This is a genomic window from Rhodobacter viridis, from assembly GCF_003217355.1.
Classification (GTDB): Bacteria; Pseudomonadota; Alphaproteobacteria; order Rhodobacterales; family Rhodobacteraceae; genus Rhodobacter; species Rhodobacter viridis.
The window spans coordinates 295,289-318,510 of record NZ_QJTK01000002.1; the positions used below are offsets into that span (position 1 = coordinate 295,289).

Here is a 23,222-nt window from a genome sequence, read left to right on the forward strand (position 1 = left end):
GCCGTCCCCTCATTGCACGGATTGCGTCAGGTCGGCGATGGCGGCCTGCGCGCTCGCGCGCTGCGCCACCATGTCCTTCCAGGATTGCAGATCGGCCTGCGCCGCTTCGGGCAGCGTGCCGATTTCGGTCAGTGCCGCGTCGAATTGCGCCGCATCGACCGCGGTTTGCGCGCGCGAGAGCACCGCATCCGGGCCGGTGCCGTCCTTCGCGGTCAGCGAGCGAGCCCCGGTTTGTGCCAGCAGGAACGAGCCAAGCTTGTCCTGAATGGTGTCGCCCGCGGTGGCCTTGCGCGCCGTGGTCAGCGCCTTGCGCGCGGCCTCGGGGAAGGCGGCCTTGATCGCGGCGATCGAGGGCAGGGCGCCCTTCAGCGCGTCAGGAACCGAGACGCCCGCGGCGGCCACATCACCGAGCGCACCGTCGATCGGCGCATCGGTTTCAAAGGCAGCCGCCACACGGGCGACAGCGGCCTGCGCGATCGCCTTCTTCGCGGCGGCTTCCGATTCCGCGCGGATCTTCGCGGTTTCGGCTTCGGCCGCGGCAATCTGCGCCTTGGCCGCAGCGGTTGCCGCTTCCAGCTGTTGCTGCGACGCAAAAGCCGGGCTCTTTTCGACCATCGCCTTCAGCGCGTCGATCTGACCCTGCACGCCCGACAGATCGACCGGCGCGGCGGGGGCGGTGCCGCCCTGCGCTTCCAGCGTCTGCACCTTGCTGGTGAGATCGCCCACCGCGGTCTGCAGCGCCGCGACGCCGGCATTGCCCGCCTGCAGTTCGGCCATCGCCTTGATCACGCCATCGAGCTTCGCGGTCTGATCGGCAAGGGTCTTTTCGACCTCGCTTTGCGCGCCCGGCAGCACCTTGTCGCGCAGTTCGGGCGGCAGTTTCGGCAGCACGACCAGCGTGCCGACCGAGCCGATCACTGCGGCAATGATGCCGCCCCAGACGACCGACATGCCGCCCCGCGGCGGTTGTTGCACCGGCTTCGGTTTCGCCGGAGCTGATTCGCTTGCGGGTTTCGACGCCGGTTCCGGTGCGGCGGGCGCTGCGGCTTCGGTCTTGGCCTCCGTCACGTCCGCGCCCGGGCTGCCTGCGTCTTTGTCAGACATTTCAGGGGTTTGCGCAGCAATCTCTGCTGTGCTGTCACGCTCCGTCTCGTCCGGGTTCGCCATGGACACTCCTCCAAGTCGCGCAACGCGGCGCGATTTCTTCAATTTCGCGGCAGTCTATTGAGCGCTTCGGCCCGGCTCAACCTCAACCGCTCTCAGGTCAGTGCGACAAGTGCGTCCAGCAGCGCTTCGGCATCGGGGCGTGCTGCAATCTGCAGCGTTGTCGCAGGCAGGTCGGTACAAGATCGCGCCGCCTTTTCGGAAATCGCCACCAGCCGCAACTCGGCACGGGCGCCTTGCGCGGCGGCGGCCAGCAACTTGCCGCTGTTGGGCGAAAAGACCGGCACCAGAACCGGGCCGGGCGCGGCGAACAGCGCGAGCATCTCGGGCGCGGGGGGCTGGGGACGCTGCGCGTAGACGATCGCCTCGGCCACCTGCCGCCCGGCGGCCGAGAGCCGCTCTGCCAAGGGAAAGGCGCTCTCGTTGCCGCGCGCATGCAGGATCGGCCCCGGATCGGGGGCGGTCAGGATCACGTCGAACAGATGCTCGGCATCGGGGGCCGTGGCCAGAACCGGGAACCCGGCTTGCCGCACGACGGCGGCCGTGCGTTCGCCGACACAGAAGGCGGGTTTGCCCGCCAAAGCGCTGTCGGCCAGCGGTTTCACCGCCTGTTCCGAGGTGAAGATGAGCGCATTTGCCGCGGGAAGCTCTGCCCCCGTCGGTTCGATTTCCAGAAGCGACGCGATCACCACGGGCCAATCCGCCCCCATCCGGGCGCGGAACTGCGCGGCGAAACGCTCCGATCCCGCGCGCGGGCGGGTCAATAATAGCGGCGGTCGGGAAGCTGGGCTCATCGGCGCCTCGGGTTGTGCGATGCCTGAGCCGGTGTTACCTGCAAGGCTGACCCCGCGCAACGACCAGAGCATGACCAGACCCCTGACTTTCCTTGGCCCCCTGACTTTCCTAGGTCTTGAATCGAGCTGCGACGACACTGCCGCGGCGGTGGTGCGTGCGGATGGCACGGTGCTGGCCTCGGTCGTGGCGGGGCAGACCGCGTTGCATGCGCCCTTTGGCGGCGTCGTTCCCGAGATCGCGGCGCGGGCGCATGCCGAAAAGCTTGATACCTGCGTCGAGGAGGCTTTGGCCGAGGCCGGGCTGCGGCTCTCTGATCTCGATGGCATCGCCGTGACCTCGGGGCCGGGGCTGATTGGCGGGGTGATGTCGGGGGTGATGTGCGCCCGTGGGCTGGCGGCCGGGACCGGGTTGCCGCTTGTCGGCGTGAACCATCTGGCGGGCCATGCGCTGACGCCGCGGCTGACCGATGGGCTGGCCTTTCCCTATCTGATGCTGCTCGTCTCGGGCGGGCATTGCCAGTTTTTGCTGGTGCGCGGGCCGGACAGTTTTTCGCGTCTGGGGGGCACGATCGACGATGCCCCGGGCGAGGCTTTCGACAAGGCGGCGAAACTTCTCGGCCTGCCGCAGCCTGGCGGCCCCTCGGTCGAGGCCGAGGCCGCCAAGGGCAATCCGAAGGCCTTCCGGTTTCCCCGTCCGCTTCTGGATCGTCCCGGCTGCGATCTGTCATTTTCCGGGTTGAAGACCGCGCTTCTGCGCGCCCGCGATACCGAGATTGCGGGGCATGGCGGGCTTTATCGGCAGACCCGTGCCGATCTTTGTGCAGGCTTTCAGCAGGCGATCGCCGATGTGCTGGCCGAGAAAACCCGCCGTGCGCTTGCGGTTTATCTCGACACCGCACCGGAACAGCCCGCCTTGGCCGTGGCCGGGGGGGTGGCGGCGAATACCGCGATCCGCACGGCGCTTGAGCGTCTTTGCGCGGCGCAGGGCGTGCGCTTCACCGCGCCGCCGCTGCGGCTTTGCACCGACAATGCGGCGATGATCGCCTGGGCGGGGATCGAGCGGTTCCGGCTTGGCATCGCGACCGAGGCCGATCTGATCGCCCGGCCGCGCTGGCCGCTTGACGCAACCGCGCCCGCGATGCTCGGATCGGGCAAGAAAGGGGCCAAGGCATGACGATTGCGGTTCTGGGGGCAGGGGCTTTCGGCACGGCTCTGGCGATTTCGCTGGCCCAGCGCGGGCCGGTGCTGCTCTGGGCGCGCGATGCCGCCCATGTCGCCGAGATGCAGGAAAGCCGGCGCAACACCCGCCGTCTGCCCGGGGCGGTATTGCCCGAATGCCTGACCGTCACCGCCGAGATCACCGATGCCGCGGGCTGCGAGGTGGTTCTGCTCGGCGTGCCGATGCAGAAGATGGGCAGGTTCCTGAGCGAAAACGCCGCGCTGCTCGACGGCAAGGTGCTGGTCTCCTGTTCGAAGGGGATCGATCTGGCGACCGGGCGCGGCTCGGTCGAACTGATCGAGGCGGCCTGCCCCGGGGCCAGGGCCGCGGTTCTGACCGGCCCGAGTTTTGCCGCCGACATTGCCCGCGGTCTGCCCACCGCCCTGACGCTGGCCTGCCGGACGGATTCGCCCGGGCTGCAGGCGCGGCTCTCCACTCCGACGCTGCGGCTTTACCGCACGACTGATACGATTGGCGCGGAACTGGGCGGGGCGCTGAAGAATGTCATCGCCATCGCCGCCGGGGTGGTGATTGGCGCCAACCTGGGTGATTCCGCCCGTGCCGCGCTGATGACCCGCGGCTTTGCCGAGATGAACCGGCTTGCGATGAAACTGGGCGCCCGGCCCGAGACGCTGATGGGCCTGTCCGGCTTTGGCGATCTGGTGCTGACCTGCACTTCGCTGCAATCGCGCAACTTCCGCTATGGCATCGCGCTTGGCAGTGGTGCCGATTTCGATCCCGGCGTGACCGTCGAGGGCGCTGCGACCGCCAAGGCCGTCACCAGGCTGGCGCAAGGCCACGGCATCGACATGCCGATCGCCGCGATGATCGCCGCGCTCTGCGCGCGCGAGATTTCCGTTTCCGACGCCGTTACGGCGCTGCTCTCTCGCCCGCTGAAGGAGGAATGAATGCTTTACGCCGTGATCTGCAAGGACAAACCCGGGGCGCTGCAAACCCGGCTCGACACCCGCGCCGCGCATCTGGCCTATATCGAGTCGACCGGCATCGTGAAGATGGCCGGGCCGTTTCTGGAAGCCGGACAGATGTGCGGTTCGCTGGTGATCGTGGAATGTGACAGCCTTGAGGCCGCACAGGCCTGGGCCGCGGGCGATCCCTATGCGGCAGCCGGGCTTTTTGACAGCGTCAGCGTCACCGAGTGGAAAAAGGTGATCGGCTGATGGCGAAGTGGCTCTTCAAATCCGAGCCCAACGTCTGGTCCTGGGACATGCAGGTGGCCAAGGGCGCGGTCGGCGAAGAGTGGCATGGGGTGCGCAACTATCTGGCGCGCAACAACATGCGAACGATGCAGATCGGTGATCAGGGGTTCTTCTACCATTCGAACATCGGCAAGGAAGTGGTCGGCATCGTCGAGGTCTGCGCGCTCAGCCACCCCGATTCGACCACCGATGATCCGCGCTGGGATTGCGTCGACATTCGCGCCGTGCGGCCACTGAAGACGCCGGTGACGCTCGCGGCGGTAAAGGCCGATCCGCGGCTGTCGCAGATGGCGCTGGTGACCTGCATGCGCCTGTCGGTGCAGCCGGTCACGGATGAAGAGTGGAAGATCGTTTGCGCGCTTGGCGGCATCGATCCCTGAGCGGATCATGCTGCGGCTTTCGGGCCGATCCTGCTGCGACTGTCGTCGCGGGAAACAGAAAAGCCCCCCGAAATAAGCGGAGGGTCCCGGCACCCCTACCAGGACCCTCCTTCACCCCACGTGCTCCCCTACGCACCACACGTGAAACTGTAATCGGGTCCTGGCCGTCCTGGCCGTTGACCTATTTCTATGCGACGGGGTGATTCCCCGCAACCGGACAATTCAGACAATCTTTCGTAACTCCAAAGGCTTAGTGGAAACCTTCGATTAACCAGATTGCCGCCGACTTGCCGTGCTGGCCGTTCGGACTAGCTTTCTCAGAATGTCTGATTTCATCCTCGTCGCCCACGGTTTCCCCTCGAACCCCGACCCGGCAGAAGCCGCCCTGGCGGCTTTGGCCGCGCAGGTTGCCGCGCATGTGCCCGAGATGCGCGTGATTTCGGCGACGCTGGCGAAACCGGGGGCGCTGGCCCGCGCGCTCGAGACCCTGCCGCGGGCGCGAATCTATCCGTTCTTCATGGCCGAAGGCTGGTTCACCTCGCGGCAATTGCCGCGCCGATTGGCCGATCTGGGCAGTCGGGCCGCGATTCTGTCGCCCTTTGGCGCCGATCCGGCCCTGTCTGCGCTGGTGATCAAGACCGTGACCGAGGCCGGTCCGGGCGATCTGATTCTTTGTGCCCACGGTTCGCAGGTCGCGCGCAGCTCGCGCATGGCGACGATGGCAATGGCCGAGCGGATCAGTCACAGCCTGCCGGGACGGCGCATTGCCCCGGCCTTTCTGGAAGAAGATCCGCATCTGCGCGACATTGCGGCCCAGCACCCCGAGGCGATCTGCCTGCCGTTCTTTGCGCTGCGGGCAGGCCATGTCGATCGCGACATCCCCGAAGCCCTTGCGCAGGCGGGCTATCGCGGGCAGCTGCTGCCCGCCATCGGCGAGCGCCCGGAAGCGGCTGATCTGATCGCGGATGCCTTGCGCCGCGCATGACTGTGGTTTGTCACACAGCTGTCACATATCTTTTGCATAAGCGTCACGACCCGAGCCTAGAGGGATTGCCAAGGTCTTAACGGCCCTTCCAGATCTTCAGGAGTGATCCATGACTTTCGTGAAATTCGGCGTTTCGGCGCTTGCTCTCGTCGCCGCCTCGGCCACCGCCGCTTCGGCGCGTGACCAGATCCAGGCTGCCGGCTCGTCGACCGTCCTGCCCTATGCGACGATCGTCGCCGAAGCCTTCGGCGAAAACTTCGACTTCAAGACCCCGGTCGTCGAAGGTGGCGGTTCGGGCGCGGGCCGCAAGAAGCTCTGCGAAGGCGTCGGCGAAAACACCATCGACATCGCCAACTCGTCCTCGCGCATCAAGCAGTCGGACATCGACACCTGCAAGGCGAACGGCGTCGACGAAATCATGGAAGTCCGCATCGGCTATGACGGCATCGTCTTCGCCAGCGACATCAAGGGCCCGGAATTCGCCTTCACCCCCGCCGACATCTTCGGCGCGATCTCGGCCAAGGTGGTGAAAGACGGCGCGCTTGTCGACAACACCGCCAAGACCTGGGCCGAGGTGAACGGCAAACTTCCGGCGCAGGACATCCTGACCTTCATCCCGGGCACCAAGCATGGCACCCGCGAAGTCTTCGACACCAAGGTTCTGGAAGAAGGCTGCAAGGCCACCGGCGCCTATGACCTCTACATGGCGACCGCCGAAGGCGCCGACGAGGATGCGAAGAAAAAAGACGTCGCGAAGAAATGTGGCGCGCTGCGCACCGATGGCGTGGCCGTGGACATCGACGGCGACTACACCGAGACCCTCTCGCGCATCGACGCGAACAAGAACGCCATCGGCGTGTTCGGCCTGTCGTTCTACCAGAACAACACCGACAAGCTGCGCGTCGCCACCATCGACGGCATCGTCCCCTCGACCGAGACCATCGCCTCGGGCGACTATCCGGTCTCGCGTCCGCTCTACTTCTACGTCAAGAAAGCCCATCTCGGCGTGATCCCGGGCCTGAAGGAATTCATCACCTTCTTCGTCTCGGACGAAATGGCTGGCCCGGAAGGCCCGCTGGCGGCCTATGGCCTCGTGTCGGACCCGGAACTGGCCGCGACCCAGGCGATGGTCGAGGCGGAAACCCCGATGGGGCCGCTGAAGTAAGCTGATCTCGGGGGGCGCCCAAGGGCGCCTCCTTTCCCTTGTTGCGGATGAACACATGACCCCCGGTCTTCTTGCGCTGATCGTGCTCGCCCTTGCCTGTGGCGGCTTTTTTCTGGGCCGCTTTCGGGCGCTGCAAATGGTCGGCAAGGACCTGCGGCTTCTGCATTCCCTTCCCGGTTATTACGGTCAGACGGTGGCGCTGTTCACCGGCGTGCCCGCGCTGGCGCTGATGGCGGTCTGGCTGCTGGTGCAGCCGATCGTGATCGAGACGCGGATCTCGTCGATGATCCCGGAGGCCGATCTGCCCCAGGGCTCGAGCCGCGATCTGGTGATGGCGGACGTGCGCCGTATCGCCTACGGGCTCGACACGATCCTCGCGCGCGGCGCCATGTCCGAGGCCTCGCTGAGCGAGATGCGCGCCGATCTGAGCGACATTCGCTCGCGCATGGCCGATGTCGGCGTTGCGCTGGGCGCCGATGTGCAGCCCTCGGTCTTCGAGGCCGCGAAAGCCTGGCGCCACACGACCGGGCTTGCCCGCGTCGGCATGACCGCCGCGACGCTTGCCGTCGCCCTGGCGGGGTTCGGCTTTGCGACCTTCCGCATCCGCCCCGAGTTCCGCGCCCGCAACGTCTCGGAAACCTTCCTGCGCTGGTTGCTCATCGCCGCCTCGCTCGTCGCCATCGGCACGACGATCGGCATCGTGCTGTCGCTCGTCTTCCAGACCGTGCATTTTTTCCAGCTTTATCCGGCGCAGGAGTTCTTTTTCTCGCTGACCTGGAACCCGAAATTCGGCGGCGGGTCCGAGCTGTCGATCTGGCCGCTGGTCTGGGGCACGCTTTACGTCTCGGCAATCGCGCTGGCCGTCGCGGTGCCGGTGGGCCTGTTCGCGGCGATCTATCTCGCTGAATATGCCTCTAAAAAGGTCCGTGGCATCGCCAAGCCGCTGCTCGAGGTGCTGGCGGGCATTCCGACCATCGTCTACGGCCTGTTCGCGCTGATCACTGTCGGCCCGCTTCTGCGCGACTGGGTTGCGCAGCCGCTGGGGCTGGGGTCTTCGTCGTCCTCGGTGATGACGGCGGGTCTCGTGATGGGGGTGATGATCATTCCCTTCGTCTCGTCGCTGTCGGATGACATCATCAACGCCGTGCCGCAATCCTTGCGCGATGGCTCGTTCGCCATGGGCGCGACGCAATCCGAGACGGTGAAACAGGTGATCCTGCCCGCCGCGCTTCCGGGCATCGTCGGCGCGATCCTGCTGGCCGCCTCGCGCGCCATTGGCGAAACGATGATCGTGGTGCTGGGCGCGGGTGCGGCGGCGAAACTCTCGATGAACCCGTTCGAGGCGATGACCACCGTCACGGTGAAGATCGTCAGCCAGCTGACCGGCGACACCGAATTCGCCTCTCCTGAAACCCTTGTGGCCTTTGCGCTCGGCCTGACGCTCTTTGTCTTCACGCTGGTGCTGAACGTCCTCGCGCTGGTGATCGTGCGCAAATACCGGGAGCAATACGAATGACCATGGTCGAGACCCCCGCGCCGCGGTCGCTTTATACCGCCGATGCCCGCACCAAGGCCCGCAACGCCGCCGAGAAGCGTTTCCGCATCTATGGCATCGCCGCGGTGGCGATCGGCCTGCTGGCGCTCGTCGTGCTGCTGTCTTCGGTACTCGGCTCGGGGCTGGGCGCGTTCCGGCAGAGCGTGCTGAGCCTGCCGATCACCCTTGATGCCAAGGCGCTTGATCCGAAGGGGCATCGCGACCCCGCCGAAATGGCCAAGGCGACAACCGTCACCTATGGCAAGCTGATCACCAAGGCGCTGGAAGCGGTGGTGATCGAAAAGAACCTCGCCCCCGGCATGAAGTCGAAACAGATCGGCGAGCTGATCTCGAAGGAGGCTCCTGCCGGGCTGCGCGACATGGTTCTGGCCAATCCGAGCCTCGTCGGCACGACGATCACCTATGACGTTCTGGCCTCGGGCCGGGTCGACGGCTTCTTCAAAGGCCGGGTGACGATGGAAAGCGCTGCGCTCGACAGCAACATCTCGCCCGAGCAGCTGCAACTGGCCGACAAGCTGCGCGCCGAGGGCATGCTGAAACTGGCCTTCAATCCGGGCTTCCTGACCAACCCCGACGCCTCGGAGCTGCGTCCCGAATCCGCGGGTCTGGGCGTCGCGATCCTCGGCTCGATCTACATGATGGTGATCGTGCTCTGCCTCGCGCTGCCGATCGGGGTTGCCGCCTCGATTTATCTGGAAGAATTCGCGCCGAAGAACCGCTTCACCGATCTGATCGAGGTGAACGTGGCCAACCTCGCCGCCGTGCCCTCGATCGTCTACGGGATCCTTGGCCTTGCCGCCTTCATCAACTTCGCCGGCATGCCGCAAAGCTCGCCGCTGGTGGGCGCGCTGGTGCTGACGCTGATGACGCTGCCGCGGATCATCATTCCGACCCGGGCCGCGTTGAATGCCGTGCCGCCCTCGATCCGCGAAGCGGCGCTGGGCGTTGGTGCCTCGAAGACGCAGACGATCTTCCATCACGTCCTGCCGCTTGCGGTGCCGGGCATCCTGACCGGGGCGATCATCGGGCTGGCGCAGGCGCTGGGCGAAACCGCGCCGCTGCTGCTGATCGGCATGGTCGCCTTCGTGAAAGACTACCCGGGGGCCCCGCCCGAGGGCGTTCTTGATCCGGCCTCGGCCATTCCGGTGCAGATCTACAACTGGACGCAACGCGCCGATCCGGCCTTCGTCGAACGGGCTTCCGGCGCGATCATCGTGCTTCTGGTCTTCCTTCTGGTGATGAACTCCCTGGCCGTGATCTTGCGGCGCAAATTCGAACGGCGGTGGTAAGAGATGAACAACATGCGACTGACGGAGAGAGCCGTGCAAGCCACCGATACGAAGATCACCGCCCGCAAGGTTCAGGTGCATTACGGGGCCTCCCATGCGATCAAGGATGTCGACATCGACATCCTCGACAAGACCGTGACCGCCTTCATCGGCCCGTCGGGCTGCGGGAAATCGACCTTCCTGCGCTGTCTGAACCGGATGAACGACACGATCGCCATCTGCCGCGTCGAGGGGGCGATCCTGCTTGATGGCGAGGATATCTACGACAAGAAGGTGGACCCGGTGCAGCTGCGCGCCCGCGTCGGCATGGTGTTCCAGAAGCCGAACCCCTTCCCGAAGTCGATCTATGACAACGTCGCCTATGGTCCGAAAATCCACGGGCTGGTGCGCAACAAGGCCGAGCTGGACGAGGTTGTCGAAAGCGCGCTGCGCAAGGCCGCGCTCTGGAACGAGGTCAAGGATCGTCTGAACGCGCCGGGCACCGGTCTGTCGGGGGGGCAGCAGCAGCGTCTGTGCATCGCCCGCGCCGTCGCCACCTCGCCCGAGGTTCTGCTGATGGACGAACCCTGCTCGGCGCTCGACCCGATCGCCACCGCGCAGGTCGAGGAGCTGATCGACGAGTTGCGGGCGAATTTCTCGGTCGTCATCGTCACGCACTCGATGCAGCAGGCTGCCCGGGTCAGCCAACGCACCGCCTTCTTCCACCTCGGCAATCTGGTCGAGTTCGGCGAGACCGGGCAGATCTTCACCAATCCGCGCGATCCCCGCACGGAAAGCTACATCACCGGCCGCATCGGTTGAGGAAGGGCATCATGGCTCAACATATCGTTTCATCCTTCGACCGGGATCTCGAGTCCGTTCAGGCGATGGTCGTCAAGATGGGCGGACTCGTCGAGACGCAGGTTCTGGACGCCGCACAGGCGCTGGAAGAGCGCGACGAGGAACTGGCGGAAACCGTCCGTCAGCGCGACAAGCAGGTGGACCTGCTTGAAGAGCAGATCAACACCGAAGCCGCGCGATTGATTGCGCTGCGGGCGCCGCATGCCAGCGATCTGCGCATCGCGCTGACGGTGATCAAGATCTCCGGCCATCTGGAGCGGGTCGGCGATTATGCCAAGAACATGGCCAAGCGCTCGAAGGTGATCGGCGAACTGCCGTCGATCAACGGCTCTTCGGGGGCGATCCGGCGCATGGCCTCGGAAGTCGAGGGCATGCTGAAGGATGCGATCGACAGCTTCATCCAGCGCGATGCGAAGCTGGCTGCCGACGTGCGCGCCCGCGACGTGGAAATCGACCAGATGTACAACGCGCTGTTCCGCGAATTCCTGACCTACATGATGGAAGATCCGCGCAACATCACGCCCTGCATGCATCTGCATTTCATCGCCAAGAACATCGAGCGGATGGGGGATCTGTGCACCTCGATCGCCGAGCAGGTGACCTATCTCGTCACCGGCCAGATGCCCGAGGAGCCGCGGCCGAAATCCGACAGTGTGCTGGCCGTCAAGCCGCTGGAGAGCTGATCGATGAGCCCCGCGCAACAGCCCTGTGTTTTGGTGGTCGAGGACGAGTCGGCGCAGCGCGAAGTTCTGCAATACAACCTGGAAGCCGAAGGCTTTCGGGTCGTGATGGCGGTCAACGGCGACGAAGCGCTTTTGTTCCTGCGCGAGGAAAAGCCCGATCTGGTCGTGCTCGACTGGATGCTGCCCAATGTCTCGGGCATCGAGATCTGCCGCCGGGTCAAGGCCAATCCCGAAACCCGGTCGATCCCGATCATCATGCTCTCGGCCCGGTCCGAGGAAAGCGACCGGGTGCGGGGGCTGGAAACCGGCGCCGATGATTATGTGGTGAAGCCCTATTCGGTGGTCGAGCTGATGGCGCGTCTGCGCACGCAGCTGCGCCGCACCCGGCCCGCGACGATGGGCGAGCGGCTGGTCTTCGACGACATCATTCTCGATGCCGCCGAACACCGCGTTTTCCGCGACGGCCAGCCCTTGAAACTCGGCCCGACCGAGTTCCGGCTCTTGTCGACGCTGATGGAAAAGCCCGGCCGGGTCTGGACCCGCGATCAGCTGCTCGACCGGGTCTGGGGGCGCGATATCTATGTCGATACCCGCACCATCGATGTGCATGTCGGCCGTCTGCGCAAGGCGCTGATGGTGAATGGCGGCGCGGACCCGGTCCGCACCGTCCGTGGCACGGGTTATTCCCTCGGCTGAATCGTGAGCCGGACCGGGGCCAGTCCCTCGATCCGGCCTTCCAGCACATCGCCCGGCCGCACCGCGCCGACGCCCGCAGGCGTGCCGGTGAAGATCACGTCGCCCGCTCGCAGCGTGTAAAGCGTGCCCAGATGCGCGAGGATCTCGGGCACCGACCAGACCATGTCCGACAGTTTCGCCTGCTGCCGCGGGGTGCCATTGACGCTCAGCGCAATCGCCTGATCGGCAATCGCGAAGTCTTGGCTGAGGGGCGCGATCACGGCCGAGTTTTCGAAATCCTTGCCGGTATCCCAGGGGCGGCGTTTGTCCTTGGCCGCCGCCTGGAGGTCACGGCGGGTCATGTCGAGCCCGACCGCGCAGCCGAAAATGCCGCCGCCCTCGCCAAGTGCCACCACCAGTTCGACCTCGTGGTGGAAATCGGCGGTGCCGGGCGGATAGGGGATGGTGGCGCCCGAGGCGGTGACCGCATGGGCGGATTTGGTGAAGTAGAACGGGGCCTCGCGGTCGACTTCGGCGCCCATTTCGGCGGCATGGTCTGCGTAGTTGCGCCCGACGCAGAAGATGCGGCGGACGGGGAACAGCGCCTCGGTTCCCGCGACGGCAAGGCTGACCGGGGCAGGAGGGGCGAAGACGAAGCCGCTCATGCGCGGTCTTTCAGGAAGGTCTCGACCTCGGCCCGGGTCGGAATCGCGGCGGCGGTGCCCGCGCGCGTCACTTTCAGCGCCGAAGCGGCGGCGGCCAGACGCAGGGCCTGCGGAGGTGTCATCCCCTCGGCCAGACCGGCCACAAGATAGCCCGCAAAGGTATCTCCGGCGGCGGTGGTGTCGACGGGCGTCACCTTGAAGGCAGGTTGCTCCTGCGCGGTTTGGCCCGCCAGATCGTGCCAGACCGCGCCTTTCGCGCCATGGGTCACGCAGACCGCCTTGACCGGCAGGGCGTCAAGCGTCGTGCCGAGTTCCGCGCACAGCTGCGCCGCCTCGACCGCGTTCAAAAGCAGAAGATCGAGATCGGCCAAAACCTTGCGCACCGCCTCGGCCTCGAAGGGCGCGGCGGAATAGGCGACCTTGACGCCGCGGGCCTTCGCCAACGCGACCGCCTCGACCTGGGCCGAGGTTTCGTTCTGCATCAGCATCCAGTCGCCCGCGGCGGCCGTGGCCATCGCGGCCTCGAGCGCCGTCAGCGGCACCGCCCGGTTCGCCCCGGGAAAGAGCACGATCGAATTCTCGCCCGAGGCATCGACCATGATGATCGCATGACCCGAGGCCACCTCGGCTTCCGCCACATGGGCGCAATCGACGCCATCGGCGGCCAGTTCCGCCCGCATCCAGGCGCCATCGGCTCCGGTCGCACCGATATGGCGCACGACCGCCCCGGCCCGTGCCGCCGCCACCGACTGGTTCGCCCCCTTGCCGCCCAGCCCCCGGTCGTAGGAGGTAGCGGCCAGCGTCTCTCCCGGAAGGGTCAGATGCGGCAGGCGATAGAAGTGGTCGGCATTGATCGAGCCGAGGTTGAAGATGGTCATGGGTCTTCTCCGGGGTCTTGACCCGGGCCGAGACGCCCCGGCCCGGAGGGGTATTTAGCGTTTCAGCCCCAGACGGCTGGCCGACAGGGCCGCCATATGCAGGATGTCGTTCACCGTCGCACGGTTCGAGCAGATCTGCACCGAATGCTGGATGCCGGTCAGGATCGGGCCGATCACTGTCGCCCCCGCCATTTCCTGCATCAGCTTCACCGAGATCGAGGCCGAATGCCGTGCGGGCACCACAAGGATGTTCGCGGGGCCGGTCAGACGGCAGAAGGGATAGTGCTTCATCTGCTCGGGGTTCAGCGCGACATCGACGGCCATCTCGCCATCATATTCGAAGTCGACGCCGCGTTCATCCAGCACCTGCGGCGCGATGTGCATCTTCATCGCGCGCTCGGACACCGGATAGCCGAAGGTCGAGAACGAGGCGAAAGCGACGCGCGGATCGATGCCCAGACCGCGGGCCACGCGGGCGCCAGCCATCGCGATATCGGCCAGATCGTTCTCGTCGGGCCATTCATGCACCAGCGTATCGCCGATGAAGACGACCTTGCCCTTGTGCAGAAGCGCGGTGATCCCCACCGCCCCGTCCGAGGGCTTGGCGTCGATCACCTTGTTGATCAGTTCGAGCACATGCGCCGATTTCCGGGTGGCCCCGGTGATCATGCCGTCGCCATGCCCATGCACCAGCATCAGCGCCGCGAACACATGCCGGTCGCGGGTGGCCAGCTTGTGCGCATCTTCCCGGTCCATCCCCTGCCGCTGCAGACGGCGATAGAGGAAGTCCTTGTAGGTATCCATGTGCTTGCAATTCGTCGAATTGACGATCTGCAATTCGCGGAAAGCGTCGCCGATCCCGGCGGCTTCCAGCTGTTCCTTCACATGCGACTCGCGTCCGACCACGAGCGCCGTGCCCATGCCGCCGCGTTGATAGGCAACGGCGGCGCGCAGAACGCGCGGATCGTCGCCCTCGGCGAAGATCATCCGCGCCTGCGCCTGACGGGCGCGGGCATGAATGCCCTGCAGGATCGCCGCCGTCGGGTCCATCCGCGCCTTCAGGCTTTGCGCATAGCCCTCCATGTCGATGATCGGACGGCGGGCCACCCCGGTATCCATCCCGGCCTTGGCGACGGCAGGCGGGATGATGTGGATCAGCCGCGGGTCGAAGGGCGTCGGAATGATGTAATCGCGCCCGAAGGCCAGCTTGCGGCCATAGGCCATCGCGACCTCGTCGGGCACGTCTTCCCGCGCCAGTGCCGCCAGCGCCTTGGCACAGGCGATCTTCATCTCGTCATTGATCGCGCGGGCATGAATGTCGAGCGCGCCGCGGAAGAGATAAGGGAAGCCCAGCACGTTGTTGACCTGGTTCGGATAGTCCGAGCGCCCGGTGGCGACGATCGCATCGGGGCGGACCGAATGCGCTTCTTCCGGGGTGATTTCCGGGTCCGGGTTCGCCATCGCGAAGATCACCGGATTGTCGGCCATCGAGGCGACCATCTCGGGCGTCACCGCGCCCTTGGCCGAGACGCCCAGGAACACGTCGGCCCCCTTCATCGCATCTTCGAGCGTCCGGGCCTCGGTCTTCGCCGCATGCGCCGATTTCCACTGGTTCATGCCCTCGGTGCGGCCCTGATAGATCACGCCCTTGGTGTCGCACATGATGCAATTGTCATGCTGCGCGCCCATCGTCTTGATCAGCTCGAGGCAGGCGATCCCGGCCGCGCCCGCGCCGTTCAGCACGATCTTGCAGTCCTCGATCTTCTTGCCCGAGATTTCGAGCGCATTCAGCAGCCCCGCCGCGCAGATCACCGCCGTGCCGTGCTGGTCGTCATGGAACACCGGAATGTCCATCATCTCTTTCAGCCGCTGCTCGATGATGAAGCACTCGGGGGCCTTGATGTCCTCAAGGTTGATGCCGCCGAAGGTCGGGCCCATCAGGCTTACCGCCTTGATGATCTCTTCCGGGTCTTCGGTGGCCAGTTCGATGTCGATGGCGTTCACATCGGCGAACCGCTTGAACAGAACCGCCTTGCCTTCCATCACCGGCTTCGAGGCCAGCGCGCCAAGGTTGCCCAGACCAAGGATCGCCGTGCCGTTCGAAATCACCGCCACCATGTTACCCTTGTTGGTGTAGTCATAGGCGGTCTCGGGTCGTTCGGCGATCGCCTCGACGGGAACCGCGACACCCGGGGAATAGGCCAGGCTCAGATCCCTCTGCGTGGTCATCGGCTTCGTGGCGACGACCTCGAATTTCCCCGGCACGGGGTCGAGGTGATAGGCCAGCGCCTCTTCGGGCGTGACGCGGTTCTTGGTGGACATGGGCCAAACTCCTCCAATGGGCGCTTTTTCCTTATCCCCCTTGCGGCCCTGCCTCAATCGGTTTGCACGGGGGTGCGGCGTTTAATAAGTTGGCGCGACTTGGGGGGTGCGATGAGCAGCGAAACCGTGACGCCGATGATGGCGCAATATCTGGCGATCAAGGAAGCAAACCCGGGGGCGCTTCTGTTCTACCGGATGGGCGACTTCTACGAGATGTTCTTCGACGATGCGGTGGCGGCCGCCGCGGCGCTGGATATCGCGCTGACCAAACGCGGCCTGCATCTGGGCGAGGACATCCCGATGTGCGGTGTGCCGATCCATGCCGCCGAGGGCTATCTGCTGACCCTGATCCGCAAGGGCTTCCGGGTGGCGATCGCCGAGCAGCTCGAAGATCCGGCCGAGGCGAAGAAGCGCGGCTCGAAATCGGTGGTGAAGCGCGATGTGGTGCGGCTTGTCACCCCGGGCACGCTGACCGAGGAAAGCCTGCTCGAAGCGCGTCGGCACAACTATCTCGCCGCCTGGGCCGAGGTGCGTGACGAGGGGGCTTTGGCCTGGGCCGATATTTCCACGGGCGAGTTCCGGGTGATGCCCTGTCCGCTTCCCCGTCTGGGTCCGGAACTGGCCCGACTTGCCCCCCGCGAAGTGCTGGTGAGCGAGACGAAAGAGGCCGATTGTGCTGGAATAGTCTCTGATCTGCGGGCCTCACTGACGCCTTTGGCGCGGTCAAGTTTCGACAGTCAGGGGGCGGAAAAGCGGCTTTGCGATCTGTTCGCCGTGGGCTCGCTCGATGCCTTCGGGGCGTTTTCGCGTGCCGAAGTGTCCGCGATGGGCGCTTTGGTCGATTATCTCGACCTGACGCAACGGGGAAAACTGCCGCTTCTCGCCCGTCCGCTTCGGGAAGAGGCGGGCAGCCTTGTGCAGATCGACGCCGCCACACGGCGCAATCTGGAACTGACGCAGGCTTTGTCGGGCGGACGCGAAGGCTCGCTTCTGGCCACCATCGACCGCACGGTGACGGCGGGGGGGGCGCGGCTTCTGGAGCGCCGGATTTCGGCGCCCTCGCGCGACCTTGCGCTGATCCACGCCCGCCATGATGCGGTGCGATTCCTGCTGGAACAGGGTCGATTTTCCGAAGACCTGCGCGCCGATTTGCGCCGCTGCCCCGACATCGACCGCGCCCTCAGCCGCCTTGCGCTCGACCGCGGCGGCCCCCGCGATCTGGCCGCGATCCGAAACGGTTTGGAACAGGCGGGCCGCATCGCGGAGCGACTGGCCGCGACCGAGGCCCCTTCGCTTCTGGCCGAGGCCGGGCAGCGGCTTCTGGGTCACGATGACCTTGTGGCGCTGCTCGAGGCCGCCTTGGTCGCCGAACCGCCGCTTCTGGCCCGTGATGGCGGCTTCATCGCGACGGGCTACGAGCCGGAACTGGACGAGACCCGGCAGTTGCGCGACGAGGGCCGCGGCGTCATCGCCCGGATGCAGGCCGATTACATCAGCGAAACCGGGATTTCGTCGCTGAAGATCAAGCACAACAACGTGCTGGGCTATTTCATCGAAACGACCTCGACCCATGCCGAGAAGATGCTCGCCCCACCGCTCTCGGCCCGCTTCATCCATCGGCAGATGACGGCCAATCAGGTCCGCTTCACCACACTGGAATTGAGCGAGCTGGAGACCCGGATTCTGAACGCGGGCAACCACGCGCTTGAGATCGAAAAGCGGCTCTATGACAGCCTGAAAGGCGCGATTCTGGCCGCTGCCGGACCGATTTCCGAAACCGCCCGGGCGCTTTCCGAAATCGACCTTGCCGCAGCCTTTGCCGATCTGGCCGCCGCCGAGGATTGGGTCGAACCCACCGTCGATCAAAGCCATGCCTTCGAGATCGAGGGCGGCCGTCATCCGGTGGTGGAAGCCGCGCTGAAACGGCAGGGCGAGCCTTTCATCGCCAACGATTGCGGCCTGACCTCCGGGCAGACGCCCGCGATCTGGCTGCTCACCGGCCCGAACATGGCGGGCAAATCGACCTTCCTGCGGCAGAACGCCCTGATCGCGCTTCTGGCGCAGGCGGGCAGTTTCGTCCCCGCGCGGCGCGCCCATATCGGCCTTGTCAGCCAGCTCTTCAGCCGGGTCGGCGCCGCCGATGATCTGGCGCGGGGCCGCTCCACCTTCATGGTCGAGATGGTCGAAACCGCCGCCATCCTCAATCAGGCCGACGACCGGGCGCTGGTGATCCTTGACGAAATCGGCCGCGGCACGGCGACCTATGACGGGCTCTCGATCGCCTGGGCGGTGATGGAGCACCTGCACGGGGTGAACCGCTGCCGCGCGCTCTTCGCCACCCATTACCATGAAATGACGGCGCTGTCGGCGAAGCTCGCGGGCGTCGAAAACGCCACCGTCTCGGTCAAGGAATGGCACGGCGAGGTGATCTTCCTGCACGAGGTGAAAAAGGGCGCGGCCGACCGCTCCTATGGCGTGCAGGTGGCGAAACTGGCGGGCCTGCCCGAAAGCGTCGTCGCCCGCGCCCGTGTGGTGCTGGATGCGCTGGAAAAGGGCGAACGCGAAGGCGGCAAGAAACAGGCGATCATCGACGATCTGCCGCTTTTCGCGATGGCGGCCCCGCCGCCGCCCGCGCCCAAGGGGCAACCCGCGTCTTCAGCGGTCGAAGCGCATCTGCGCGCTCTCCACCCCGACGAGATGACCCCGCGCGAAGCGATGGACGCGCTTTACGCCCTGCGGGCTCTGCTGAAGGATTGATTTCTTCTTGGCGCAAATACGCTGGGGGTCCGGGGGCAAAGCCCCCGGCCTGTCTTACGCTTTCGGCATCGAGCTGACGCCGACTTTCGCCGGTCGCAGCAGACGGTCGTGCAAAAGGAACCCGTCGTCCATCACCTGAATGATGTCGCCCGAAACCGTGCCCGGCAGCGGCGCTTCGAACATCGCTTCATGCAGCAGCGGGTCGAACTTCTCGCCCACCTTCGGCTGGATCGCCACGATCCCGTGCCGCGCGAAGACATTGAGCAGCTCGCGTTGCGTCAGCTCCACCCCTTCGATCAGCGCCGGGGCCGCCGCGCGGACCTCGTCGCCCGCCGCATCGAGTGCGCGCTTCAAAGCATCGAACACCGGCAGCATGTCGCGCGACAGTTTCGAGCCGCCGTATTGTTCCGCCTCGCGCCGGTCACGATCCGCGCGCTTGCGCGAATTCTCGGCATCGGCCAAGGCCCGCATGAAGCGGTCACGCAGCTCGTCGCGTTCGGCACGCAGCATTTCCAGCTCATCGTGCTCGTCGCCCAGAGCTGCCGCAAGGGCCTCGTCAAGCTGCGCCTGATCCTCTGCCATTTCGTCCTTCTTCTCGGTCATCCGTTTCACCCTTTGCCCCGGCCGGTCAGCATCCGCCCGACCAGTTGCGCCGTATAATCCACGATCGGCACGATCCGCCCGTAGTTGAGCCGGGTGGGGCCGATGACCCCCACCGCGCCGATGATCTTTCGATCCGCGTTCATATAGGGAGAGACGACCAAAGAGGAACCCGAAAGTGAGAAGAGTTTGTTCTCGGACCCGATAAAAATGCGCACGCCTTCGCCTTCCTCGGTCAGATCGAGGAACTCGGCGATGTCGCGTTTGCGTTCCAGATCGTCAAAAAGCGTCCGGATCCGGTCCAGATCCCCCTCGGGCTCCAGCAGATTCGACCGGCCGCGCACGATCAGCCGCTCCCACGGCTCGCCCTGATCGGCCCATTGCGCGAGCCCGCTTTCGACCATCTCGGCCGCCAAGGCATCCAGTTCCTGCCGCCGCGCCGAGATTTCCACGGCGATTTCCCGGCGCAGATCCGAGAGTGTCTTGCCCTCGGCGAGTGCGTTGAGAAAATTCGCCGCCTCGCGCATCGAGGAGGGCGTCTGCCCCACGGGCGGGGTGAAGACGCGGTTTTCCACCTGACCATCGGCCATCACCAGCACCACCAGCGCCCGGTCGGGCGCGAGCGAGACGAATTCGATATGGCGGATCGGCGACTCGGTCTTGGGCGCCAGAACCAGGCTTGCCCCATGCGTCAGGCCCGACAGCGCCGAGCCGACCCGATCGAGCAGCGAGCCGACATCAGGCTCGGCCGCGCCCACCGTGGCCTCAAGCGCGGCACGGTCGGTGGCCTGAACCTCGCTCACCTCCATGAAGCCATCGACGAACATCCGCAGCCCCAGTTGCGTCGGCACCCGGCCCGCCGAGACATGCGGGCTGCCGAGCAAGCCCAGATATTCCAGATCCTGCATCACGTTGCGGATCGTCGCCGCCGAAAGCTTCTCGCTCATGAGCCGCGTCAGCGAGCGCGAGCCGACCGGATCGCCGGTTTCAAGATAGCCCTCGACCACCCGGCGAAACACCTCGCGGGAGCGGTCGTTCAGGTCGGAGATCAACTGGTTCTGGTTTGTCATGGCCACGCTTCGCATTATTGCGGGGAAAGCTTTTCCGTCAATCGTGCCTTCGGGGTTGCATCGGGTCTTCTGCCGTTTCAAATGGGGTCAAATCCAGCGAAAGGACAGCCCATGCGCCCCTCTGGCCGCAATCTTGCCGATATCCGTTCCATTTCCATCGAAACTGGCGTGACGAAACATGCCGAAGGCTCGGTGCTGATCAAGATGGGGGACACCCATGTTCTGTGCACCGCGACGATCGAGGACAAGGCGCCCTCGTTCCTCAAGGGCTCGGGCCTTGGCTGGGTGACGGCGGAATACGGGATGCTGCCGCGCGCGACGAATTCGCGCAACAAGCGCGAAGCGGCGGCGGGCAAGCAATCGGGCCGCACGCAGGAAATCCAGCGCCTGATCGGCCGGGCGCTGCGGGCGGGGATCGACCGCTCGGCGCTGGGCGAGCGGCAGATCGTCGTCGACTGCGACGTGTTGCAGGCCGATGGCGGCACCCGCTGCGCCTCGATCACCGGCGGCTGGGTGGCGCTGCGCATCGCGGTGAACAAGCTTCTAAAATCCGGGCTGATCGTGTCCGACCCGATCATCGACCACGTCGCGGCGATTTCTTGCGGCATCTATGCGGGTCAGCCGGTGGCCGATCTGGATTATGCCGAGGACAGCGAGGCCGGGGTGGATGGCAACTTCATCCTGACCGGCCGCGGCCGTCTGGTCGAAGTGCAGATGACCGCCGAGGGCTCGACCTTCTCGCGCGAGCAGATGGGGCAGCTGATGGATCTGGCCGAAGCCGGGGTGGCGCAACTGGTGGCGGCGCAAAAGGCGGCGCTTGCATGAGGGCTTTCACCGAAAAGCGTTTGCTGGTGGCGACCCACAACAAGGGGAAGCTGGCGGAGTTGCGCGATCTTCTGGCCCCTTACGGGGTCGAGGTCGTCGGCGCGGGCGAGATGAACCTGCCCGAACCGGCCGAGACGGAAACCACCTTTGTCGGCAATGCCCGGATCAAGGCGCATGCGGCGGCCAAGGCGACCGGATTGCCCGCGCTGTCCGATGACAGCGGGATCGAGGTCGATGCTCTGGACGGCGCCCCGGGCGTCTACACCGCGGATTGGGCGGAAACGCCGAATGGCCGCGATTTCGGGCTGGCGATGACCCGGACCTGGGCGGAATGCGAGGCGAAGAACGCCCCCTTCCCGCGCAAGGCCCGGTTCCGCTCGACCCTGGTTCTGGCCTGGCCCGATGGCCATGACGAAGTCTTCGAGGGCAAGGCCGAGGGGCAACTCGTCTGGCCGATGCGCGGCGCGCAGGGGCACGGCTATGACCCGATGTTCCAGCCCGAGGGGTTCGAGGTGACTTTCGCGGAAATGGACCCCGCGCAAAAGAACGAGATTTCCCACCGCGCGGATGCGTTCCGCAAATTCGTCAAGGTCATGGAGGCAAAATGACTCGGCAAAACATCTCGGGCGGCTCGCCCTATGAACCGAAGCTTGGCTATTCCCGCGCCGTCGTGCAGGGCGACTGGTGCTTTGTCGCGGGCACGACCGGCGTTGATCCGGTGACGAAGACCTTCCCCGACTCGGTGCTGGAGCAGGCGCAAAACACGCTCGCCACGATCAAATCGGTGCTGGAAGGCGCGGGCTTCTCGCTCGAAAACGTCGTGCGGGCGAATTACATCATCACCGATGCTGCCTATATGGAACAGATCATCCCGGCGCTCTCGGCCAGCTTCGGCGAGATCCGTCCGGCGGCGACGATGATCGTGGCCGGGCTGGTCAATCCGGCGATGAAGATCGAGATCGAAGTCACGGCATTCAAGGGATGAGCGACGACTGGCGGCACGGGGGCTTTGGCCTTTACCTCCATTGGCCCTTTTGTGCCGCCAAATGCCCCTATTGCGACTTCAATAGCCATGTTGCGGCGACCATCGACCATGATCGCTGGTTGCGCGCCTATCTGTCAGAGATCGACCGGATTGGCGCGGAAACGCCCGGTCGCGTGCTGAACACGGTGTTCTTCGGCGGCGGCACGCCGTCCTTGATGGCGCCCGAAACCGTGGCGGCGGTGATCGAGCGGCTGCGCGCCACCTGGCCCATGGCGAATGATCTGGAAATCACGCTCGAGGCTAATCCGACCAGCATCGATGCGGGCAAGTTTCGGGCTTTTGCGCAAGCCGGCGTGACCCGGCTTTCGATGGGCATGCAGGCGATGGATGACGAGAGCCTTCGTCGTCTTGGCCGGATGCATAGCGTGGCCGAGGGGCGGGCGGCCTTTGACATCGCCCGCGCGCATTTTCCCCGCGTCAGCTTCGATCTGATCTATGCGCGGCAAGGACAAAGCCTGGACGATTGGGCGCGCGAATTGCGCGGGGCGCTCGCGATGGCGGTCGATCACTTCTCACTTTACCAACTCACGATCGAAGACGGCACCGCCTTCGGGCGGCTCTTTGCGGCGGGCAAGCTGCGGGATCTGCCCGAGGATGATCTGGCCGCTGACATGTATCTGAAAACGCAGGAAATCTGCGATGCGGCGGGGCTGCCCGCCTATGAGGTGTCGAACCACGCGCGGCCCGGCGCCGAGTGTCGGCACAACCTTGTTTACTGGCGCTATGGCGATTATGCCGGGATCGGCCCCGGCGCGCATGGGCGGCTGACCCTTGGCGGTCTCCGTCACGCGACCGAGGCGCCGAAATCCCCCGCCGATTGGCTGGACCGGGTCGAACGGCAAGGTTCGGGCGAGTTCCCGCGCGAGGCGCTGGACCGGCAGGAGCAGGCGACCGAATTCCTGCTGTTTGGTCTGCGGTTGGCCGAGGGGATCGACCCACTTCGGTATGAACGGCTCTCCGGTCAGGCGCTGCCTGCGCAGGCTTTGGCCGATCTGGAAAGCATGGGCATGATCGCGCGTGGCGAGGGACGTGTCCACGCCACCGCGCAGGGGCGCGCGGTGCTCAATGCGGTGATCCGGGAATTGATGCCCTGA

At 65.6% G+C, this 23,222-nt stretch carries 23 protein-coding genes; 16 read left to right on the top strand and 7 right to left on the bottom strand.

Going from position 1 to position 23,222, the window contains the following annotated elements:
- Positions 1 to 9: 9 nt before the first annotated feature.
- Both C8J30_RS04675 and C8J30_RS04680 read right to left on the bottom strand, forming a co-directional pair.
- Complete coding sequence (locus C8J30_RS04675) at positions 10 to 1,104, bottom strand: COG4223 family protein (RefSeq protein ID WP_110804557.1); 1,095 nt, start codon at positions 1,102 to 1,104, stop codon at positions 10 to 12.
- 155 nt (positions 1,105 to 1,259) lie between these two features.
- Entirely contained in the window at positions 1,260 to 1,928 is a 669-nt protein-coding gene (locus tag C8J30_RS04680) for a uroporphyrinogen-III synthase (RefSeq protein ID WP_220033696.1), read from the bottom strand.
- Positions 1,929 to 2,028: 100 nt separating this feature from the next.
- Here C8J30_RS04680 and tsaD point away from each other — a divergent pair, with 100 nt between their 5' ends.
- The 11 genes from tsaD (at position 2,029) to phoB (ending at position 11,987) form a co-directional block, all read left to right on the top strand.
- Positions 2,029 to 3,132, top strand: a complete 1,104-nt coding sequence (gene tsaD, locus C8J30_RS04685; RefSeq protein ID WP_110804559.1) for a tRNA (adenosine(37)-N6)-threonylcarbamoyltransferase complex transferase subunit TsaD — start codon at positions 2,029 to 2,031, stop codon at positions 3,130 to 3,132.
- Entirely contained in the window at positions 3,129 to 4,085 is a 957-nt protein-coding gene (locus tag C8J30_RS04690) for an NAD(P)H-dependent glycerol-3-phosphate dehydrogenase (RefSeq protein ID WP_110804560.1), read from the top strand. Before tsaD ends, C8J30_RS04690 begins: the two co-directional genes overlap by 4 nt.
- Positions 4,086 to 4,355, top strand: a complete 270-nt coding sequence (locus C8J30_RS04695) for a YciI family protein (RefSeq protein ID WP_110804561.1) — start codon at positions 4,086 to 4,088, stop codon at positions 4,353 to 4,355.
- Positions 4,355 to 4,774 (top strand): EVE domain-containing protein, encoded by a 420-nt coding sequence (locus C8J30_RS04700; RefSeq protein WP_110804562.1) that lies wholly within the window; start codon positions 4,355 to 4,357, stop codon positions 4,772 to 4,774. Before C8J30_RS04695 ends, C8J30_RS04700 begins: the two co-directional genes overlap by 1 nt.
- A gap of 322 nt (positions 4,775 to 5,096) precedes the next feature.
- A complete protein-coding gene (locus C8J30_RS04705) occupies positions 5,097 to 5,759 on the top strand; it encodes a CbiX/SirB N-terminal domain-containing protein (protein ID WP_110804563.1) in 663 nt (220 codons plus the stop codon).
- A gap of 109 nt (positions 5,760 to 5,868) precedes the next feature.
- A complete protein-coding gene (locus C8J30_RS04710; protein WP_110804564.1) occupies positions 5,869 to 6,924 on the top strand; it encodes a substrate-binding domain-containing protein in 1,056 nt (351 codons plus the stop codon).
- Positions 6,925 to 6,979: 55 nt separating this feature from the next.
- A complete protein-coding gene (gene pstC / locus C8J30_RS04715; protein ID WP_110804565.1) occupies positions 6,980 to 8,440 on the top strand; it encodes a phosphate ABC transporter permease subunit PstC in 1,461 nt (486 codons plus the stop codon).
- The gene (gene pstA / locus C8J30_RS04720; RefSeq protein ID WP_110804566.1) at positions 8,437 to 9,768 is read left to right on the top strand and encodes a phosphate ABC transporter permease PstA; all 1,332 of its coding nucleotides are present in this window, start codon (positions 8,437 to 8,439) and stop codon (positions 9,766 to 9,768) included. The genes pstC and pstA overlap by 4 nt, the downstream gene beginning before the upstream one ends.
- A gap of 3 nt (positions 9,769 to 9,771) precedes the next feature.
- Entirely contained in the window at positions 9,772 to 10,569 is a 798-nt protein-coding gene (pstB, locus tag C8J30_RS04725) for a phosphate ABC transporter ATP-binding protein PstB (protein WP_110804567.1), read from the top strand.
- 11 nt (positions 10,570 to 10,580) lie between these two features.
- Positions 10,581 to 11,291 (top strand): phosphate signaling complex protein PhoU, encoded by a 711-nt coding sequence (gene phoU, locus C8J30_RS04730; RefSeq protein WP_110804568.1) that lies wholly within the window; start codon positions 10,581 to 10,583, stop codon positions 11,289 to 11,291.
- A gap of 3 nt (positions 11,292 to 11,294) precedes the next feature.
- Positions 11,295 to 11,987, top strand: coding sequence for a phosphate regulon transcriptional regulator PhoB (gene phoB / locus C8J30_RS04735; RefSeq protein ID WP_013069194.1), 693 nt, complete (start codon positions 11,295 to 11,297; stop codon positions 11,985 to 11,987).
- Here phoB and C8J30_RS04740 read toward each other — a convergent pair.
- Genes C8J30_RS04740 through C8J30_RS04750 form a run of 3 tightly spaced genes read right to left on the bottom strand, consistent with a single transcriptional unit; the run spans position 11,972 to position 15,831 of the window.
- On the bottom strand, positions 11,972 to 12,631 hold the full coding sequence (locus tag C8J30_RS04740; RefSeq protein ID WP_110804569.1) for a fumarylacetoacetate hydrolase family protein: 660 nt from the start codon (positions 12,629 to 12,631) through the stop codon (positions 11,972 to 11,974). The genes phoB and C8J30_RS04740 overlap by 16 nt on opposite strands.
- A complete protein-coding gene (locus C8J30_RS04745) occupies positions 12,628 to 13,509 on the bottom strand; it encodes a PfkB family carbohydrate kinase (protein WP_110804570.1) in 882 nt (293 codons plus the stop codon). Before C8J30_RS04745 ends, C8J30_RS04740 begins: the two co-directional genes overlap by 4 nt.
- A 54-nt stretch (positions 13,510 to 13,563) precedes the next feature.
- Complete coding sequence (locus tag C8J30_RS04750; protein WP_110804571.1) at positions 13,564 to 15,831, bottom strand: NADP-dependent malic enzyme; 2,268 nt, start codon at positions 15,829 to 15,831, stop codon at positions 13,564 to 13,566.
- A gap of 111 nt (positions 15,832 to 15,942) precedes the next feature.
- On the opposite strand from C8J30_RS04750, the gene mutS reads away from it, so the two are divergent.
- On the top strand, positions 15,943 to 18,588 hold the full coding sequence (mutS, locus tag C8J30_RS04755; protein WP_110804572.1) for a DNA mismatch repair protein MutS: 2,646 nt from the start codon (positions 15,943 to 15,945) through the stop codon (positions 18,586 to 18,588).
- Positions 18,589 to 18,642: 54 nt separating this feature from the next.
- Here mutS and C8J30_RS04760 read toward each other — a convergent pair whose 3' ends face one another.
- Both C8J30_RS04760 and hrcA read right to left on the bottom strand, forming a co-directional pair.
- Positions 18,643 to 19,191 carry a nucleotide exchange factor GrpE gene (locus C8J30_RS04760; protein WP_110804573.1) on the bottom strand — a complete coding sequence of 183 codons (549 nt, stop codon included), beginning with the start codon at positions 19,189 to 19,191 and terminating at the stop codon, positions 18,643 to 18,645.
- 5 nt (positions 19,192 to 19,196) lie between these two features.
- On the bottom strand, positions 19,197 to 20,258 hold the full coding sequence (gene hrcA / locus C8J30_RS04765; RefSeq protein WP_110804574.1) for a heat-inducible transcriptional repressor HrcA: 1,062 nt from the start codon (positions 20,256 to 20,258) through the stop codon (positions 19,197 to 19,199).
- A gap of 111 nt (positions 20,259 to 20,369) precedes the next feature.
- On the opposite strand from hrcA, the gene rph reads away from it, so the two are divergent.
- Genes rph through hemW form a run of 4 tightly spaced genes read left to right on the top strand, consistent with a single transcriptional unit; the run spans position 20,370 to position 23,222 of the window.
- Positions 20,370 to 21,083, top strand: coding sequence for a ribonuclease PH (gene rph, locus C8J30_RS04770; protein ID WP_110804575.1), 714 nt, complete (start codon positions 20,370 to 20,372; stop codon positions 21,081 to 21,083).
- Entirely contained in the window at positions 21,080 to 21,691 is a 612-nt protein-coding gene (gene rdgB, locus C8J30_RS04775) for an RdgB/HAM1 family non-canonical purine NTP pyrophosphatase (RefSeq protein ID WP_110804576.1), read from the top strand. The genes rph and rdgB overlap by 4 nt, the downstream gene beginning before the upstream one ends.
- Positions 21,688 to 22,068, top strand: coding sequence for a RidA family protein (locus tag C8J30_RS04780; RefSeq protein ID WP_110804577.1), 381 nt, complete (start codon positions 21,688 to 21,690; stop codon positions 22,066 to 22,068). Before rdgB ends, C8J30_RS04780 begins: the two co-directional genes overlap by 4 nt.
- Positions 22,065 to 23,222, top strand: a complete 1,158-nt coding sequence (gene hemW / locus C8J30_RS04785) for a radical SAM family heme chaperone HemW (RefSeq protein ID WP_110804578.1) — start codon at positions 22,065 to 22,067, stop codon at positions 23,220 to 23,222. Before C8J30_RS04780 ends, hemW begins: the two co-directional genes overlap by 4 nt.

Bases quoted from the DNA above. Each gene is read 5' to 3' on its own strand.
- C8J30_RS04675 (WP_110804557.1), bottom strand. From the start codon at position 1,104: ATGTCTGACAAAGACGCAGGCAGCCCGGGCGCGGACGTGACGGAGGCC.
- tsaD (WP_110804559.1), top strand. From the start codon at position 2,029: ATGACCAGACCCCTGACTTTCCTTGGCCCCCTGACTTTCCTAGGTCTT.
- C8J30_RS04690 (WP_110804560.1), top strand. From the start codon at position 3,129: ATGACGATTGCGGTTCTGGGGGCAGGGGCTTTCGGCACGGCTCTGGCG.
- C8J30_RS04695 (WP_110804561.1), top strand. From the start codon at position 4,086: ATGCTTTACGCCGTGATCTGCAAGGACAAACCCGGGGCGCTGCAAACC.
- C8J30_RS04700 (WP_110804562.1), top strand. From the start codon at position 4,355: ATGGCGAAGTGGCTCTTCAAATCCGAGCCCAACGTCTGGTCCTGGGAC.
- C8J30_RS04705 (WP_110804563.1), top strand. From the start codon at position 5,097: ATGTCTGATTTCATCCTCGTCGCCCACGGTTTCCCCTCGAACCCCGAC.
- C8J30_RS04710 (WP_110804564.1), top strand. From the start codon at position 5,869: ATGACTTTCGTGAAATTCGGCGTTTCGGCGCTTGCTCTCGTCGCCGCC.
- pstC (WP_110804565.1), top strand. From the start codon at position 6,980: ATGACCCCCGGTCTTCTTGCGCTGATCGTGCTCGCCCTTGCCTGTGGC.
- pstA (WP_110804566.1), top strand. From the start codon at position 8,437: ATGACCATGGTCGAGACCCCCGCGCCGCGGTCGCTTTATACCGCCGAT.
- pstB (WP_110804567.1), top strand. From the start codon at position 9,772: ATGAACAACATGCGACTGACGGAGAGAGCCGTGCAAGCCACCGATACG.
- phoU (WP_110804568.1), top strand. From the start codon at position 10,581: ATGGCTCAACATATCGTTTCATCCTTCGACCGGGATCTCGAGTCCGTT.
- phoB (WP_013069194.1), top strand. From the start codon at position 11,295: ATGAGCCCCGCGCAACAGCCCTGTGTTTTGGTGGTCGAGGACGAGTCG.
- C8J30_RS04740 (WP_110804569.1), bottom strand. From the start codon at position 12,631: ATGAGCGGCTTCGTCTTCGCCCCTCCTGCCCCGGTCAGCCTTGCCGTC.
- C8J30_RS04745 (WP_110804570.1), bottom strand. From the start codon at position 13,509: ATGACCATCTTCAACCTCGGCTCGATCAATGCCGACCACTTCTATCGC.
- C8J30_RS04750 (WP_110804571.1), bottom strand. From the start codon at position 15,831: ATGTCCACCAAGAACCGCGTCACGCCCGAAGAGGCGCTGGCCTATCAC.
- mutS (WP_110804572.1), top strand. From the start codon at position 15,943: ATGAGCAGCGAAACCGTGACGCCGATGATGGCGCAATATCTGGCGATC.
- C8J30_RS04760 (WP_110804573.1), bottom strand. From the start codon at position 19,191: ATGACCGAGAAGAAGGACGAAATGGCAGAGGATCAGGCGCAGCTTGAC.
- hrcA (WP_110804574.1), bottom strand. From the start codon at position 20,258: ATGACAAACCAGAACCAGTTGATCTCCGACCTGAACGACCGCTCCCGC.
- rph (WP_110804575.1), top strand. From the start codon at position 20,370: ATGCGCCCCTCTGGCCGCAATCTTGCCGATATCCGTTCCATTTCCATC.
- rdgB (WP_110804576.1), top strand. From the start codon at position 21,080: ATGAGGGCTTTCACCGAAAAGCGTTTGCTGGTGGCGACCCACAACAAG.
- C8J30_RS04780 (WP_110804577.1), top strand. From the start codon at position 21,688: ATGACTCGGCAAAACATCTCGGGCGGCTCGCCCTATGAACCGAAGCTT.
- hemW (WP_110804578.1), top strand. From the start codon at position 22,065: ATGAGCGACGACTGGCGGCACGGGGGCTTTGGCCTTTACCTCCATTGG.